Genomic DNA, 14,721 nt, shown 5'->3' with positions numbered 1-14,721 from the left:
ATGTCAGAGCGGCGCGCCGGTTTCCTGCAACCATTTCATCAGTGCCGGGCGCACCGACTGCTCGCCCGAGCGGCGGGCCTCGTCTATCGCGATACGCGCGGCACCCAAGTCCACCGCACGCAGCAGGCGCTTGACCGGGCCGATGGAGGCGGGGCGCATGGACAGGCTGCGCAGCCCCATGGCGGTGAAGGCCAGCGCATCCACCGGGCGGCCGGCATCCTCTCCGCAGAAGCTGACAGGGGTGCCGAGGGCATCGCAGCGGGCGACGATCTGTTCGATGAAGGTCAGGAAGCTTACGTTCAGCGTGTCGTAGCGGCGGCGCACCAACTCGTTCTCGCGGTCGGCGGCGAAGAAGAACTGCTTCAGGTCGTTCCCCCCGATGGATATGAAATCCGCCAGTGCGAAAAACTGGTCAGGCGCGAATGCGAGCGAGGGGGTCTCAAGCATCGCGCCCACTTCGATCGTGGTGGGCACCGTGTTGCCGCGCGCCCGCTCCTTGGCGCAGACGTCCCACAGGATATCCCGTGCGGCGCGGAATTCGTCGAACTGGGCGACGAAGGGGAACATGATGCGCATCGGCCGCCCGGCGGCGGCGCGCAGCAGCGCCTGCAACTGCCAGACCATGATGCCCTTGCGGTCGAGCCCGATGCGGATCGCGCGCCAGCCGAGCGCGGGGTTCGGCTCCTCCGGGCGCTTCATGTAGGGCAAGGCCTTGTCGGAGCCGATGTCCAGCGTGCGGAAGGTGACCGGCTTGTCCCCGGCGCTGTCCATCACCCGGCCGTAAAGCGCGACCAGCTCGCTGCGGCGCGGGACGGTGCGGCGCAAAAGGAAGGCCAGTTCGGTGCGATAAAGGCCTACCCCCTCGGCCCCCGAGGGTCCGAGGCTGGGCAACTCGGCGATCAGCCCGGCGTTCATCTGCAGGGACACGCGGGTGCCGTCCAGCGTTTCGGCGGGTAGATCCCGCAGCCCGACATAGGCTTCCTGCGCGGCGGCCAGCATCTCCATCTTGGCGCGGAAGGCGGCGGTCACGTTTTCCTCGGGGCGCAAGTGCACGATGCCTTCGTCGCCGTCGACGAGGATCGGGTCGCCGTTGACCGCCTCGCGCGTGATGCGGCTGGCCTGGAGCACCAGGGGGATCGCCAGCGCGCGCGCCACGATCGCGGCGTGCGACCCGACGGAGCCTTCCTCCAGCACCACGCCCGACAGGCGGCGGCCATAGTCCAGCAATTCACCGGGGCCGATGTTGCGCGCGATCAGGATCGCGCCCTTGGGGATATCGTCATGCGAAATCAGCTCACCCCCGGTGAGCAGGCGCAGGAGCCGGTTGGACAGGTCGTCCAAGTCGTGCAGGCGTTCGCGAAGGTAAGGGTCCGAAATCCGGGCCATGCGGGCGCGGGTGGCCGATTGCTCGCGTTCCACGGCGACTTCCGCCGCGAGTCCCGCGTCGATGCTCGCCTCCATCCGGCGGACCCAGCCGCGGTCATGGGCGAACATGCGCCAGGCGTTCAGCACGTCGCGATGCTCACCGGCATCGGCCAGTTCGCCACCGTCGAGCATACCGTCCACCTCCGCCCGCAGGCGTTCCAGCGCATCCGTCAGGCGCGCGCGCTCGGCGGACGGGTCGTCGGCGACGGGGTTGGTGATGACGATCTGCGGATCATGGGTCAGCACCACGCCTTCGGCGGCGCCTTCCTGGCCGATGACGCCGCGCACGAAGAAGGGCTGCTGGTGCAGCGGCGGCATGTCCTGCGGCCCGCTGCCGGTAAAGGCGCCGAGCTCGGCCATCTCGGCGATGACCATCGCGACGACTTCAAGCCCGTGGACCTCGTCCTCGGTGTATTCGCGGGGATCCTGGTTCTGGATCACCAGTACGCCCAGCACTTCACCGAGGCGCTGGATCGGCACCCCCATGAAGGAGGCGTAGATCTCTTCGCCGGTTTCGGGGCGGTACTGGAAGCCGCGGGTATGGGGGGCGTCGTCGGTGGCGACCGGCTCGGCGGTTTCGGCGATGCGCCCGACCAGCCCCTCGCGCACGCGCATCCGCGTCTGGTGCACCGCGGTGGGGTTCAGACCGGTGGTGGCGCACAGCTCAAGCGTGTCATCGGGACGGCGCAGGTAGATCGAACAGACTTCCGCGGCCAGAGAGACCGACACAAGCTCGGTTATCCGGTCCAGCCGTTCCTGGCCTTCGCCGGCTTCGGCCAGCGTGTCACGCAGGCGCTTGAGCAGGACGCGGCTTTCAACCGCCTGGGTCTTCACCATTCCGGGAGCCTGTCAATTTGCCTTCTCCAGATCGAAGGCATCATGCAGTGCCCGGACCGCAAGCTCCAGATACTTTCTGTCGATCAGCACGGAAACCTTGATTTCGGACGTCGTGATCACCTTGATGTTCACCCCGTCATTGGCCAGCGCGCGGAACATCTTCTTGGCCACGCCCGCATGGGAGCGCATGCCGATCCCCACGATGGAGACCTTGGCGACATTGGTGTCCGCGTCCAGCCCGTGGTAGTTGATCTCGCCCCGCTCCATGGCCTGTTCCAGCGCCTTGCGCGCGTGGGGCACCTCGTCCACCGGGCAGGAGAAGGTCATGTCGGTGCGCCCCTCCTCCGAGATGTTCTGGACGATCATGTCCACGTTCACACCGGCATCCGCCAGCGGCCCGAAGATCGCCGCGGCGATCCCGGGGCGGTCGGCCACGGAAATCAGGGTCAGCTTGGCTTCGTCGCGCTGAAACGCAACCCCTGAAACGACATTGCTTTCCATGATTTCCTCCTCGTCACAAACCAGGGTGCCGGGCTTGTCCTCGAAGGAGGATAGCACCTGCAGGCGGACCTTGTAGCGCATCGCGAGTTCGACCGAACGGGTTTGCAGGACCTTCGCCCCGAGAGACGCGAGTTCGAGCATCTCTTCGTAGGCGATGCGGTCCAGCTTGCGGGCTTCGGCCACGATACGCGGATCGGTGGTGTAGATGCCGTCGACATCGGTGTAGATATCGCAACGCTCCGCCCCAAGGGCGGCGGCGAAGGCGACGGCGGTCGTATCGGACCCGCCGCGGCCCAGCGTGGTGATGCGGTTTTCCGGCGACAGGCCCTGGAAGCCCGCGATCACGGCGACCTGCATCCCGTCGGAGAATTTCGCGTCGAGGTTCTGCGTCTCGATATCCTCGATCCGGGCCGCGCCATGGGCCGAGGTGGTGCGCACCGGCACCTGCCAGCCCTGCCAGCTGCGCGCCTCGATCCCCATGGCCTGGAGGGTGAGAGCCATCAGCCCCGAGGTGACCTGCTCGCCGGAGCTGACGACGGCGTCGTATTCGCGCGCGTCGTAGAGCGCGCCGCTTTCGCGCACCCAGCCGACCAGTTCATTGGTCTTGCCGGACATCGCCGAGACGACAACGGCCACGTCATAGCCGGCGTCGACCTCGCGCTTGATGCGCGCGGCCGCGTTTCGGATTCGGTCCAGGTCGGCCACCGAAGTGCCGCCAAATTTCATTACCAGCCGGGGCATGGGCAGGCTCCGCCACTTGTGTCGCGGCGTGGTTTAGGCGGCTGCAACCTGTGCTGCAAGGGAAATGCGGTTGATCCGCGCAAAATGGGGCGGTCATGGCCCCGGGAGCACTCCCGCCGCCGGGGGCGCATCGCTGTCGCGATGCGCCCCCGGCCGTTGGGCTAGGCCCGTGGATTTCATCCACGGGTCCGGAGGGATTCTTGCCTCCCGCGGGGATATTTGGGGACTTTGGAAGGGGGCTTCCCAAGTGGGGGCGGTCAGTTCGTGGCCTTGCGGCTCCAGGGGAGGGGGGCGACGGGGATGCCTTCCTCGATCAGGGCGCGGGCGTCTTCGAGTTTCGCCTCGCCGTAGATGGGGCGTTGGGGACGTGTGCCTTCGTGCTGGGCGCGGGCTTCGGTGGCGAAGTTCCGGCCGACGTCGGTCGCTTCGGATTCGATTTTATTGCGCAGGGTCTTCAGCGCCTGTTCTGCGGCGCTGGCCGGTTGCGACAGGGGGCGCGCGGCCTCGTCCTGGGTGACGACTTTCGGGGCCATCAGGGCTTTTTTCACGCCGCCGCCGCCGCAGACGGCGCAGGCGAGGTGGCCGGAGGCTTCCAGCCGGTCATAGTCCTTGCCGCTGGAAAACCAGCTTTCGAAATCATGCCCCTGGGCGCAGGTCAGTCGGTAGCGGATCATCTTTCGGTCCCGGTACGACGGCGCAAATGCCGTCCGTCGACAGATAGCCATGGACACGCGGAATGCAATGCCGCTTCTCAGAACGGGCGCGGGGTGTTAGGCAGCGCGCGAACGGAAAAGCAGGAAGGACGGCCACCAGATGCCCGTGCGTTCCGGAACCCTCGCCTGGTTGGCGTTCGCCTGTGTGGCGATCGTGCTTGTCGGCGGCACCCTGGGCCTTGGCCCCCTGGGCGAGACGATCGCGATCCTTGGCGTCTTCGGCCTTGCCGTCGCGCTTGGCGCGAGCGGCCGGGCCCCGGTGCCCGACCAGGCGCCGGCGCGCGATGCCCCGCCGCTGCCCGGCGGATTCGGTCAGGCCCTGTTGCAGCGGCTGCCCGCGCCGCTGATCGTGGTCGGCCAGGACCGGCGTCTGACCTACGTGAACCCGGCGGCGCACGGCATGTTGCCGCAGGCCAGGGTCGGGGCGCATTATTCAAACGCGACCCGCGCGCCGGGGTTCATCGAAGCCGTCGAATCGGTGCTCCGGGACGGGCGGGACCGCAGTTTCACCTTCACCCAGTTGCAGGACCAGGAGCGGCACTACGAGGCGCGGGCCTCCTACTTGCCGGAGGGTGCGGGCGGCGCTTTCGGAGACGGGGCGCAGGTCCTCGTGCTGATCGAGGATCGCACCCGCGACAAGGCGATGCTGCAGACCAGGTCCGACTTCGTTGCCAACGCGAGCCATGAGCTGCGCACGCCGCTGGCCTCCATCCTTGGTTATATCGAGACGTTGCAGGGCCATGCGCGGGACGACCCGGAGGCGCGCGAGCTGTTCCTTGGCATCATGCTGCAACAGGCGAGCCGGATGCAGCGGCTGGTGGACGACCTGATGTCGCTCAACCGGATCGAGCTGAACGCCCACCAGCGCCCGGAGGCGCGGATTCCCCTGCGCCGGACCGTGGCCGAGGCCGCCGAGGCGCTGTTCCCGCTGGCCAGCCGGTCGGACGTGCTGCTGATGCTGGACCTCGACCTGGACCAAGGCGATGTCGAGGTTCTTGCGGATCGCGACCAGATTTCCCAGGTCACGGTCAACCTGATCGACAACGCGATCAAGTACGGCCGCTCGGGCGGGCGCGTCCGCGTCGTTCCGGCGGAGAAGGACCCGCGATTCCCGGGCATGACCGGGGTTTCCGTGATCGACGAGGGCCCCGGCATCGCGCGCGAGCATATCCCGCGGATCACCGAACGGTTCTACCGCGTCAGCAACAAGAAAAGCGCCGAGGTGGGCGGCACCGGGCTGGGGCTGGCGATCATCAAGCACATCATGACCCGCCATGGCGGCACACTGGACATACAGTCGAAACCGGGGGAGGGCAGCCGGTTCACGATCTGGCTTCCGCTGGCACTGGAATCGGGTGATTCTGTCGGGGCCTCAAGGAATGACGCGTAATAACAAATGGTTACGGTGTCATATAACTGTCGCGCAACTGAAATAAAGATGTCGCCGCGGCTGGCTAGGTTGCCGGCGAGCATCGGGGTACGCCCGATGTGGCGGAGCATCGCGTTCAAGGGCGGCTTCGTGTCCCATCAGCAAGTATCCGGAGAGATCCCCGTGAAACTTACCCATACCGTTTCCATCGCGCTGGCCGGCGCTCTCGTCGTTGCAGCGGGTGCTGCACAGGCCCGCGATCAGATCCGCATCGTCGGCTCGTCCACCGTCTTCCCGTTTTCCACCGCCGTGGCCGAGCAGTTCGGCAAGACGACCGACTTTGCGACGCCGGTCGTCGAGTCCACCGGTTCGGGCGGCGGTCTGAAGCTGTTCTGTGCCGGTGTGGGTGTCGAGCATCCCGACATCACCAACGCCTCGCGCCGCATGAAGGCGTCCGAATTCGAGCTGTGCAACGAAAACGGCGTGACCGAGATCGTCGAATCCAAGATCGGTTATGACGGCATCGTCGTGGCGAACGCGACCTCCGGTCCGACCTTCGCGCTGACCCGTGAGCACCTGGTGATCGCGCTTGCCGAGCAGGGCCCGAAGCCGACGCTCTGGTCCGAGGTCGATCCCTCGCTGCCCGCGATCGAGATCGAGGTTCTTGGCCCGCCGCCGTCCTCGGGCACGCGCGATGCCTTTGAAGAGCTGGTGATCGAAGAGGCCTGCGAAGGCGCTGGCATCCCGTGTGAGGGCATTTCCATCCGCGAAGACGGCGTCTATGTCGACGCCGGTGAGAACGACAACCTGATTGTTTCCAAGCTGGAAGCGAACCCGAACGCGCTGGGCGTCTTCGGCTTCTCGTTCCTCGACCAGAACTCCGATGCGCTGAAAGGCGCCACCGTGGACGGTGTCGAGCCGACCTTCGAGGCGATTGCCGACGGCGACTACCCGGTGTCGCGCTCGCTCTACTACTACATCAAGAAAGCCCATGTGGGCGTGGTTCCCGGTCTGGCTGAATATGCCGCGGAATTCGCCTCGGACGCGGCTGCCGGCGAAGATGGCTACCTTGTCGACAAGGGCCTGATCCCGCTGCCCGAAGAGGCATTCGAAGCGAACGCAGATGCGATTGCGAACATGACGCCGATGACCGGTTCCGAGTGGGATTGATCCCGACCGGATGAGCTACTGGCCCGGGGCGCGATGGATCGCGGCCCGGGCCGCGACGTGACAACAACGAAGACGCGGCGCGCGATTGGCGCCGCTTGAGGGGCAGCAGCGATGATCGGTACCGCGTTCCTGATTGTGATCGGACTGGCGTTCATGTTCATGGCGCTGGCGCGTCGGCAGGCCTTTGGCGTCGCCGACGGGAACCTTGCGCAGCTGCACTCACGCCCGGGCTATCACGGGCTTTATGCCTTTCTGATCGCCGCGCTGGCTGGCAGCGCCACGCTGATGGTGGTGACCATCGGCGGCAACATCGCGATCAATGCGGCGCTGATGTCCCAGATCGCCGATGCGCTGCCCGACGCCCTGCGGATCGAGCGGCAGCTTGTCCTGTCCGACGCCATCGCCCTGGCCGAGGGGCGCTTGTCCAGCCAGGACGACGCGCTGCGCCAGGCGGTGGCGGTACGCTTTACCCAGCTTGAGGGGATGCGCGTCTGGGGCGCGCTCGGCCTGGGGCTGATCGTGGCCTCGCTGACCGGGGGGCAGGCGCTTCGCAGTGTCAGCCTCGGATTCCGGGCGCGCAACCGCTCGGAGCAGATCCTGCGCGGCATCCTGGCCGCCTGTGCCGTGATAGCAGTGCTGACGACCATCGGGATCGTGCTGAGCCTGATCTTCGAGACGCTGAGCTTCTTCGACAAGATCGGCTGGCGGGTCGACAAGTACCTGTTCGGTACCCGCTGGTCGCCCCTGTCCGGGGTCAGCGCGGGCCAAATGGACCCGGATCGCGTGGGCGCGGTGCCGCTGTTCGCGGGCACCTTCCTGATCACCATCATCGCGATGCTGGTCGCGGTGCCGATCGGGCTTTTCGCCGCGATCTACCTGTCTGACTTCGCGTCCAAGCGCGTGCGCGCCATCGCCAAGCCGATGCTGGAGATCCTGGCCGGGGTACCGACGGTGGTCTACGGTTTCTTCGCCGCGATCACGGTCGCGCCGTTCATCCGGCGGACGGGCGAGTCGATCGGCCTGGACGTCGCCTCGGAATCCGCGCTGGCGGCCGGGGTGGTGATGGGGATCATGATCATTCCGTTCATCTCTTCGCTGTCCGACGACGTGATCAACGCGGTGCCCCAGTCGCTGCGCGACGGCTCTTACGGGCTGGGCGCGACGAAGGCGGAAACCATCCGCCAGGTGGTGCTGCCCGCGGCCCTGCCGGGGATCGTTTCGGCAGTGCTGCTCGGGATCTCCCGCGCGGTGGGTGAGACGATGATCGTCGTCATGGCCGCGGGGCAGGGCGCGAACCTGACCCTGAACCCGCTTGAGGCGGTCACGACGGTGACCGTTCAGATCGTCATGCTGATCACCGGCGACACGGAGGCGTCGACCGCCGCCGGCCCGGCGTTCACGCTGGGGTTCACGCTGTTCTGCATCACTCTGGCGCTGAACATCTACGCCTTGCGGACGGTCCGCAAGTACCGCGAAATGTACGACTGAGGGTTCCGTTGATGGTTGCGCTGTCCGATCTTTCCACCTCTCACGGTTCTGCCGCCGCCCTGTCCCGGCTGAGGAAGCGGCGCCGTGCCGAGGTGCGGCTGAAAGCCTATGGAATCGCCGCCATCTCGCTGGCGGCGCTGGCGCTGGTGACGCTTATGTCCACCGTGGTCGGCCAGGCGGTCGACGCCCTGACCGAGACTTACATCACGCTGGACGTGCCCCTGGATCCGGAGGAAATCGACCCCGAGGGCACGGGGGATCCGGCGGAAATCGGGCGCTACAACTACGACGGGCTCGTGAAGGACGTGCTGAAGGAAACCTTCCCATCCGTCTCGGGGCGGAGCGCGCGGCGTGAGCTTTACGGCATCGTCAGCGGCGGCGCGCAATTCGAACTGCGTGAGCAGGTGATGGCGGACCCCTCCCTTCTGGGGCAGACGGTGGCGGTGCCCATGCTCGCCTCGGACGTGACGGACCTTTACCTGAAGGGCCGGTACGGCGCGTTGCGGCCGCAGGATCATTCGGGCAACCTGAGCGTCACCCTCGACGAGGATGGCGAGGTGGCCACCATCGAGTCCAGCGCGCCGGATTTCGCCAACGCGCTGGCCGAGGTGAAGGACCTGCTGAGCGATCAGGCGGCCTTCCTGCGCAACCAGGCCCGGTTGCAGGACCGGGGTGCGCGCGTCTTCGCCGAAGATGCCGCCGAAATGGACGAGTCCGACGAACGCACCAGCCTGCTGGCCCAGTCCGAGGCCCGCGCGGCCGAGGCCGACCGCCTGCTTGCCGAGGCCGATGCGCTGGACGTCCGCGCCAACGCCGACCTGGGGCAGGAGGCACTGACCACCTCGGCCCCGTCGCTGCTGCTGCAGGTGAATGGCGCCTGGATCAAGATGACCGAGGTCAGCACCAGCGGCGGCGTGGGCGAGGTACTGTACGGCCAGCCCTCGGCCGAGAATGCCGCGCCCTCGGAGTGGAGCTACTCCCTGCACCAGACGCCGGAAACCGCGCGCAAGATCTCGGACCGCCAGATCGCCATGGTCGAGGTGCTGAAGGAGCAGGGCCAGGTCGAGCAGGTGTTCAACACCCGGTTCTTCAGCGCAGGCGACAGCCGCGAGCCTGAGCTAGCCGGGATCTGGGGCGCTGCCGTGGGCAGCTTCTGGACGATGCTCGTCACCTTCAGCCTGGCGTTCCCCATCGGCGTGATGGCGGCGATCTACCTTGAGGAATTCGCGCCCAAGAACCGGTTCACGGATTTCGTCGAGGTCAATATCAACAACCTCGCTGCGGTGCCCTCGATTGTCTTTGGTCTGCTCGGGCTCGCGGTGTTCCTCGGCTTCTTCGGCGTGCCGCGTTCCAGCCCGCTGGCTGGTGGTATCGTGCTGGCGCTGATGACGCTGCCGACGATCATCATCGCATCGCGGGCGGCGATCCGCGCTGTGCCGCCATCCATCCGCGATGCGGCGCTGGGCCTTGGCGCATCGCGCTTGCAGACCAGCTTCCACCACGTGCTGCCCCTGGCGATGCCCGGCATCCTGACCGGGACAATCATTGGCATGGCGCAGGCGCTGGGCGAAACCGCGCCGCTGATCATGATCGGCATGGTCGCCTTCATCGTCGACATCCCCACCGGCATCACCGACAGCGCCACCGTGCTGCCCGTCCAGGTGTTCCGCTGGTCCGACTTCCCCGAGCGCGCCTTCGAGGCGCGCACCGCCGCGGCAATCTGCATGCTTCTGCTGTTCCTTGTCGTGATGAACGCCATCGCGGTATTCCTGCGAAAACGGTTCGAGCGCCGTTGGTGAAACGAGAGGCCCCATGGAGACTGACATGACCAATATGCGCATGGCCGAGCAGGCCGCCCGACACCAGGACAACAAGATCGAGGCCCGCGACGTGCACGTCTACTACGGCGCGAACGAGGCGATCAAAGGCGTCGATGTCGATATCCTCGACAAGACGGTGACGGCGTTCATCGGCCCCTCGGGCTGCGGAAAGTCCACCTTCCTGCGCTGCCTGAACCGGATGAACGACACCATCGACGGGTGCCGGATCACCGGCCAGATCCTGATGGACGGCGACGATATCTACGCGCGCTCGGTCGATCCGGTGCAGTTGCGCGCCAAGGTGGGCATGGTGTTCCAGAAGCCGAACCCCTTCCCGAAGTCGATCTATGACAACGTGGCCTACGGCCCGCGGATCCACGGGCTTGTGTCGAACAAGGCGGATCTTGACGAGGTGGTGGAAAAGTCCCTGCGCCGCGCCGCGATCTGGGACGAAGCCAAGGACCGCCTGAACGAGCCGGGCACCGGCCTGTCCGGCGGCCAGCAGCAGCGCCTGTGCATCGCGCGCGCCATCGCTACGGCGCCCGAGGTGCTTCTGATGGACGAGCCGTGCTCGGCGCTGGACCCGATCGCCACCGCGCAGATCGAGGAACTGATCGATGAGCTGCGCTCCTCCTTCTCGGTGGTGATCGTGACCCATTCCATGCAGCAGGCCGCCCGCGTCAGCCAGAAGACGGCGTTCTTCCACCTGGGCGAGGTGATGGAATACGATGATACGCCGAAGATCTTCACCAACCCCGAAAACCCCAAGACCCAGGATTACATCACCGGGCGTTACGGCTGACATACCAGCCGCCTGTTTGACCGAAAGGCCCTGAAATGCCGCATATCGTGACCGCCTTCGACGACGACCTGATGATGATTCAGGCGCGTATCTCCGAGATGGGGGGGCTGGCTGAGGAGCTTCTGGCCCAGGCGCTGGAAGCCGTCGAAAAGCGCGACGCCGCGCTGGCCGAGCGCGTGATCGCGCGCGACAAGCGCATCGACGAGTTGGAGATCGAGGTCGAGGAAGCCGCCACCCAGCTGATCGCCCTGCGCCAGCCGATGGCCAAGGACCTGCGGGTGCTGATTTCTGCGCTCAAGATTTCCACCACGCTGGAGCGGATCGGCGACCTTGCCAAGAACATCGCCAAGCGCGCCATCGTCGTGACGAAGCACGGTCCGGTGAAGCTGACCTCTTCGATCATCCGCATGGGCCGTTCCACCCAGGCGCAGCTGTCGCAGGTGCTGAATGCCTATACCGCGCGCGACACCGACGCCGCCGTCGCCGTCTGGCAGCGCGATGTCGAGGTGGACGAGATGTACAACGCCCTGTTCCGTGAGCTTCTGACCTACATGATGGAAGACAGCCGGATGATTACCGCGGGCGCGCAGATGCTGTTCATCGCGAAAAACCTCGAGCGGATCGGCGATCACACGACCCATATCTCGGAAATGGTCTATTATATCCAGAAGGGCGAACCCCTGGGCGATGATCGCCCCAAGGGTGAACCCGTTGGCCTGGACGCGGAATAGGGAGCGGCCCGATGTGTGCCAAGGTACTGATAGTCGAGGACGAGGACGCGCTGCGTCAGCTTCTGTCCTACAACCTCGGAAAAGAGGGCTACACCGTCGCGAGCAGCGCGGATGGCGATGAGGCCATGATGGCCGTCGATGAGGAAAAGCCCGACATCGTCCTGCTGGACTGGATGCTGCCCAACCGCTCCGGCGTGGAGATCTGCCGCCAGTTGCGCGCCCAGGCAGAGACGCGGGACCTGCCGGTCATCATGCTGACCGCCCGCGGCGAGGAGGAGGACCGCATTCGCGGGCTTGAGATCGGCGCCGATGACTACGTGACGAAGCCCTTCTCCATGACGGAGCTGGTCGCGAGGATGCGCGCCGTCCTGCGCCGCACCCGGCCGACGCTTGCCGGGGACGTGGCGACCTTCGCGGATATCGTGCTGGATCGAGAAACCCGGCGGGTGCGCCGCGCGGAGCGTGATATCCACCTCGGCCCGACCGAGTTTCGCCTGCTCGATGTCCTGATCCAGCGGCCCGGTCGCGTGTTCTCGCGCGAGCAGTTGCTCGACCGGGTGTGGGGTACGGACGTCTACGTGGAAATCCGCACCGTGGACGTCCACGTCGGCCGCCTGCGCAAGGCCCTGAACAAGCGTGGCGAGAACGATCCCATCCGCACTGTGCGCGCCAGCGGCTACGCGCTGGACGAGACGTACACCGGCGGCTGATACCTTCCCGCGCCGGCTTCGGCACGGCGCGGGCGCTCAGGTTCCGCAGAACGTCTGAAGCACTTCCTCGCCCGCCGCGGGGGCAGCCCTGTAGGGGCTGTCTGCCGGGGCCTCGAAGGGGCTGGCCAACGCCTCGGTCAGGGCGTGGAAGGGGGCGAAATCGCCCGCGACGGCAGAGGTGATCATCGCCTCGACCACGTGGTTGCGCGGGATGATCGCGGGGTTGACGGCTTGCATCTCCTGCTGCCGCACTTCGGGCGTCGCGCCCTCGTTGGCAAGGCGCTGCACCCAGGCCGCCCGCGCATCCGCCAGCGCCGGTGGCAGGGGGGTGCCTTCACTCAACGCGCGGAAGGTTTGGGTGAAATCTGCTTCCGCCCCGGCCATGGCGTCAAGGACCTGCACGATGAAAGCGGGGTCGCCGTCCCGTGCTTCGCGCAGGCCGAACTTCCGGCGGAAAACTGTCAGCCAGGCGTCGTGATACATGTCAGGCACCGCGTCGATCACCGCCTGCGCGGCAGCTACGGTGGCGTCCTTGTCCGGGCCGAGCAGGGGCAGCATCGCGGAGGCAAGCTGCGCCAGGTTCCACTGGATCAACACCGGCTGGTTGCGATAGGCATAGCGCCCCTGCCGGTCGATCGAGCTGAAGACGGTATCCGGGTGGTAGACGTCCATGAAGGCGCAAGGGCCATAGTCGATCGTCTCGCCCGAGACGGCGGTGTTGTCGGTGTTCATCACGCCGTGGATGAAGCCGACGCCCATCCACTGCGCGACAAGCCCCGCCTGCCGGGCGCAGATGGCGCGCAACAACTCGAGGGCCCGCCCGTCGCTAGGCGGAATCTCCGGGTAGTGCCGCGCGATGACATGGTCCGCGAGCAGGCGCAGGGCCTCGATATCGTTGCGGGCAAAGAAATACTGGAAGGTGCCGACCCGGATATGGCTGCTGGCGACCCGCGCCAGGACGGCGCCTGGCAAGGGGGCTTCGCGCACCACGGTCTCGCCCGTGGTGACCGCGGCCAGCGCGCGCGTCGTTGGAATGCCCAGGGCGGCCATGGCTTCCGAGACGACGTATTCGCGCAGAACCGGCCCTAGCCAGGCGCGCCCGTCGCCCATGCGGGAAAACGGCGTCCGGCCCGAGCCCTTCAACTGGACATCGCGGCGCTGGCCGTCCCGGTCGATCACCTCACCGAGCAGGATCGCGCGCCCGTCGCCCAGTTGCGGCGACCAGCCCCCGAACTGGTGGCCGGCATAGGCCATCGCCAGGGGCGTTGCCCCCTCGGGCACGGCGTTGCCCGCAAGCATGGCGGTGCCCGCCTCGGAACCGAGCGCGGCGGGATCGAGCCCCAGTTCCACGGCCAGCGCCTCGTTGACCCTTATGTTGCGGGGCGCCCGGACAGGTGTCGGCGCGACCTCGGCATAGAACCGCGGCGGCAGATCGGCGTAGCTGTTGGAAAAGGCGATCCGGGGAAAGTCTTCGGGCATCTGGACGCTCCTTCGCGGCATATGCCCTGAAACGTATGCATGCCCGCATGAAATTGCCAGCGGCAGCGCCCCGCAGCGGTGCCGGATGCCTCCGGCGGGGATATTTGAAGACTTTGGAGTTCGGGCGCGGCGCCCCCTTACCAAAGTCCTCAAATATCCCCCCCGTGCGGGAGCGCGTGACGCCCGCATGGGCGCCACTTCAGGGCGGGGCTTCAGCGGCTGGAGCGACGGTCCCGGCGGCTGGACATCGGCTGCAGCGCGACCGACACATGGGTTTCGCAATAGGGCTTGCCCGGTTGGGTTGGATGGCCGCAGAACCAGAAATCGTCGGTTGCTGGGTCGCCGATCGGCCATTTGCAGGTCCGCTCGGTCAGTTGCAGCAGCGTCAGCTTGCGCGCGCGCTTTTCCAGCGCAGCGAGGTTGGCGCGCTGTTCCTCCGAGATTTCGGACTGGCTGGGTTGGGGTGGCAGCGGCTGGCCGGCGGTGATGATCGGCTTGTTCGGCCGCGCCAGCGGGTCTTTTACCGCCACGGGTTTGGGCGCCGCTTCCTTGGCGGGCGCTTCCCGGGGCGGGGCCTTGGGCTTTGGCGGGTCCGCGGGTTTCGCCGCTGCCGCCGGGGCGGCGGCCGCCGCCGGTTCCTCGGCCTTCGGTGCGGCGCTGGTCTTCGGGGCTTGCGTGCGGTTCGACAGGCCGAGGCGGTGCACCTTGCCGATCACGGCGTTTCGCGTCACGCCACCGAGTTCCTTGGCGATCTGGGAGGCGGACTTGCCCTCGCCCCACATCGTCTTCAGCGTTTCGACGCGTTCATCAGTCCAGGACATGGCGTCCTCCACCTGTTGCAGGTTCCGTGGATGCCGCCTATCCAAGCAAAACCCCCCGCGCGGTTTCGCACGGGGGCCTTGGGGCGGTAATTGGCCCTATTTTATCCTTTGGGG

11 protein-coding genes and 2 pseudogenes are annotated in these 14,721 nt (G+C 66.7%); 8 read left to right on the top strand and 5 right to left on the bottom strand.

The window, feature by feature from the left end:
- Positions 1–3: 3 nt before the first annotated feature.
- The 3 genes from ptsP to DJ029_RS07890 all read right to left on the bottom strand — a co-directional run bounded on the left by ptsP (position 4) and on the right by DJ029_RS07890 (position 4,178).
- On the bottom strand, positions 4–2,262 hold the full coding sequence (ptsP, locus tag DJ029_RS07900) for a phosphoenolpyruvate--protein phosphotransferase (protein WP_112321797.1): 2,259 nt from the start codon (positions 2,260–2,262) through the stop codon (positions 4–6).
- 12 nt (positions 2,263–2,274) lie between these two features.
- Positions 2,275–3,504, bottom strand: coding sequence for an aspartate kinase (locus tag DJ029_RS07895; RefSeq protein WP_112321796.1), 1,230 nt, complete (start codon positions 3,502–3,504; stop codon positions 2,275–2,277).
- A gap of 257 nt (positions 3,505–3,761) precedes the next feature.
- Positions 3,762–4,178 (bottom strand): DUF1178 family protein, encoded by a 417-nt coding sequence (locus DJ029_RS07890; protein WP_112321795.1) that lies wholly within the window; start codon positions 4,176–4,178, stop codon positions 3,762–3,764.
- Positions 4,179–4,317: 139 nt separating this feature from the next.
- Here DJ029_RS07890 and DJ029_RS07885 point away from each other — a divergent pair, with 139 nt between their 5' ends.
- From DJ029_RS07885 to phoB, 8 genes and pseudogenes are all read left to right on the top strand, one after another.
- Positions 4,318–5,607, top strand: a complete 1,290-nt coding sequence (locus DJ029_RS07885; RefSeq protein WP_112321794.1) for an ATP-binding protein — start codon at positions 4,318–4,320, stop codon at positions 5,605–5,607.
- Between the two features lie 162 nt (positions 5,608–5,769).
- The gene (locus tag DJ029_RS07880) at positions 5,770–6,756 is read left to right on the top strand and encodes a substrate-binding domain-containing protein (RefSeq protein ID WP_232823008.1); all 987 of its coding nucleotides are present in this window, start codon (positions 5,770–5,772) and stop codon (positions 6,754–6,756) included.
- A 111-nt stretch (positions 6,757–6,867) separates the two neighbouring features.
- A complete protein-coding gene (gene pstC, locus DJ029_RS07875; protein WP_112321792.1) occupies positions 6,868–8,244 on the top strand; it encodes a phosphate ABC transporter permease subunit PstC in 1,377 nt (458 codons plus the stop codon).
- An 11-nt stretch (positions 8,245–8,255) separates the two neighbouring features.
- Positions 8,256–8,726: pseudogene (locus DJ029_RS22610) on the top strand (DUF3333 domain-containing protein); the annotation flags it as partial.
- A gap of 510 nt (positions 8,727–9,236) precedes the next feature.
- Positions 9,237–10,043 (top strand): annotated as a pseudogene (gene pstA / locus DJ029_RS22605) (phosphate ABC transporter permease PstA); the annotation flags it as partial.
- Positions 10,044–10,068: 25 nt separating this feature from the next.
- Complete coding sequence (gene pstB, locus DJ029_RS07865) at positions 10,069–10,866, top strand: phosphate ABC transporter ATP-binding protein PstB (protein WP_112322015.1); 798 nt, start codon at positions 10,069–10,071, stop codon at positions 10,864–10,866.
- A gap of 35 nt (positions 10,867–10,901) precedes the next feature.
- Entirely contained in the window at positions 10,902–11,597 is a 696-nt protein-coding gene (gene phoU, locus DJ029_RS07860) for a phosphate signaling complex protein PhoU (RefSeq protein ID WP_112321790.1), read from the top strand.
- A gap of 11 nt (positions 11,598–11,608) precedes the next feature.
- Positions 11,609–12,307, top strand: a complete 699-nt coding sequence (gene phoB / locus DJ029_RS07855; protein ID WP_112321789.1) for a phosphate regulon transcriptional regulator PhoB — start codon at positions 11,609–11,611, stop codon at positions 12,305–12,307.
- A 36-nt stretch (positions 12,308–12,343) separates the two neighbouring features.
- Here the strand turns inward: phoB and DJ029_RS07850 are convergent, their stop codons facing one another.
- Together DJ029_RS07850 and DJ029_RS07845 are read right to left on the bottom strand one after the other, a co-directional pair.
- Positions 12,344–13,786 (bottom strand): protein adenylyltransferase SelO, encoded by a 1,443-nt coding sequence (locus tag DJ029_RS07850; protein ID WP_112321788.1) that lies wholly within the window; start codon positions 13,784–13,786, stop codon positions 12,344–12,346.
- Between the two features lie 212 nt (positions 13,787–13,998).
- The gene (locus DJ029_RS07845; protein WP_112321787.1) at positions 13,999–14,607 is read right to left on the bottom strand and encodes a GcrA family cell cycle regulator; all 609 of its coding nucleotides are present in this window, start codon (positions 14,605–14,607) and stop codon (positions 13,999–14,001) included.
- Positions 14,608–14,721: the final 114 nt, after the last annotated feature.

This window comes from Oceanibium sediminis, assembly GCF_003265325.1.
Classification (GTDB): Bacteria; Pseudomonadota; Alphaproteobacteria; order Rhodobacterales; family Rhodobacteraceae; genus Halovulum; species Halovulum sediminis.
Note: the sequence above shows the minus strand (reverse complement) of the source record. Positions and strands in the feature narration are given on the sequence as shown.

Coding starts and splice junctions, on each gene's coding strand:
- ptsP (WP_112321797.1), bottom strand. CDS start 2,262: ATGGTGAAGACCCAGGCGGTTGAAAGCCGCGTCCTGCTCAAGCGCCTG.
- DJ029_RS07895 (WP_112321796.1), bottom strand. CDS start 3,504: ATGCCCCGGCTGGTAATGAAATTTGGCGGCACTTCGGTGGCCGACCTG.
- DJ029_RS07890 (WP_112321795.1), bottom strand. CDS start 4,178: ATGATCCGCTACCGACTGACCTGCGCCCAGGGGCATGATTTCGAAAGC.
- DJ029_RS07885 (WP_112321794.1), top strand. CDS start 4,318: ATGCCCGTGCGTTCCGGAACCCTCGCCTGGTTGGCGTTCGCCTGTGTG.
- pstC (WP_112321792.1), top strand. CDS start 6,868: ATGATCGGTACCGCGTTCCTGATTGTGATCGGACTGGCGTTCATGTTC.
- pstB (WP_112322015.1), top strand. CDS start 10,069: ATGACCAATATGCGCATGGCCGAGCAGGCCGCCCGACACCAGGACAAC.
- phoU (WP_112321790.1), top strand. CDS start 10,902: ATGCCGCATATCGTGACCGCCTTCGACGACGACCTGATGATGATTCAG.
- phoB (WP_112321789.1), top strand. CDS start 11,609: ATGTGTGCCAAGGTACTGATAGTCGAGGACGAGGACGCGCTGCGTCAG.
- DJ029_RS07850 (WP_112321788.1), bottom strand. CDS start 13,786: ATGCCCGAAGACTTTCCCCGGATCGCCTTTTCCAACAGCTACGCCGAT.
- DJ029_RS07845 (WP_112321787.1), bottom strand. CDS start 14,607: ATGTCCTGGACTGATGAACGCGTCGAAACGCTGAAGACGATGTGGGGC.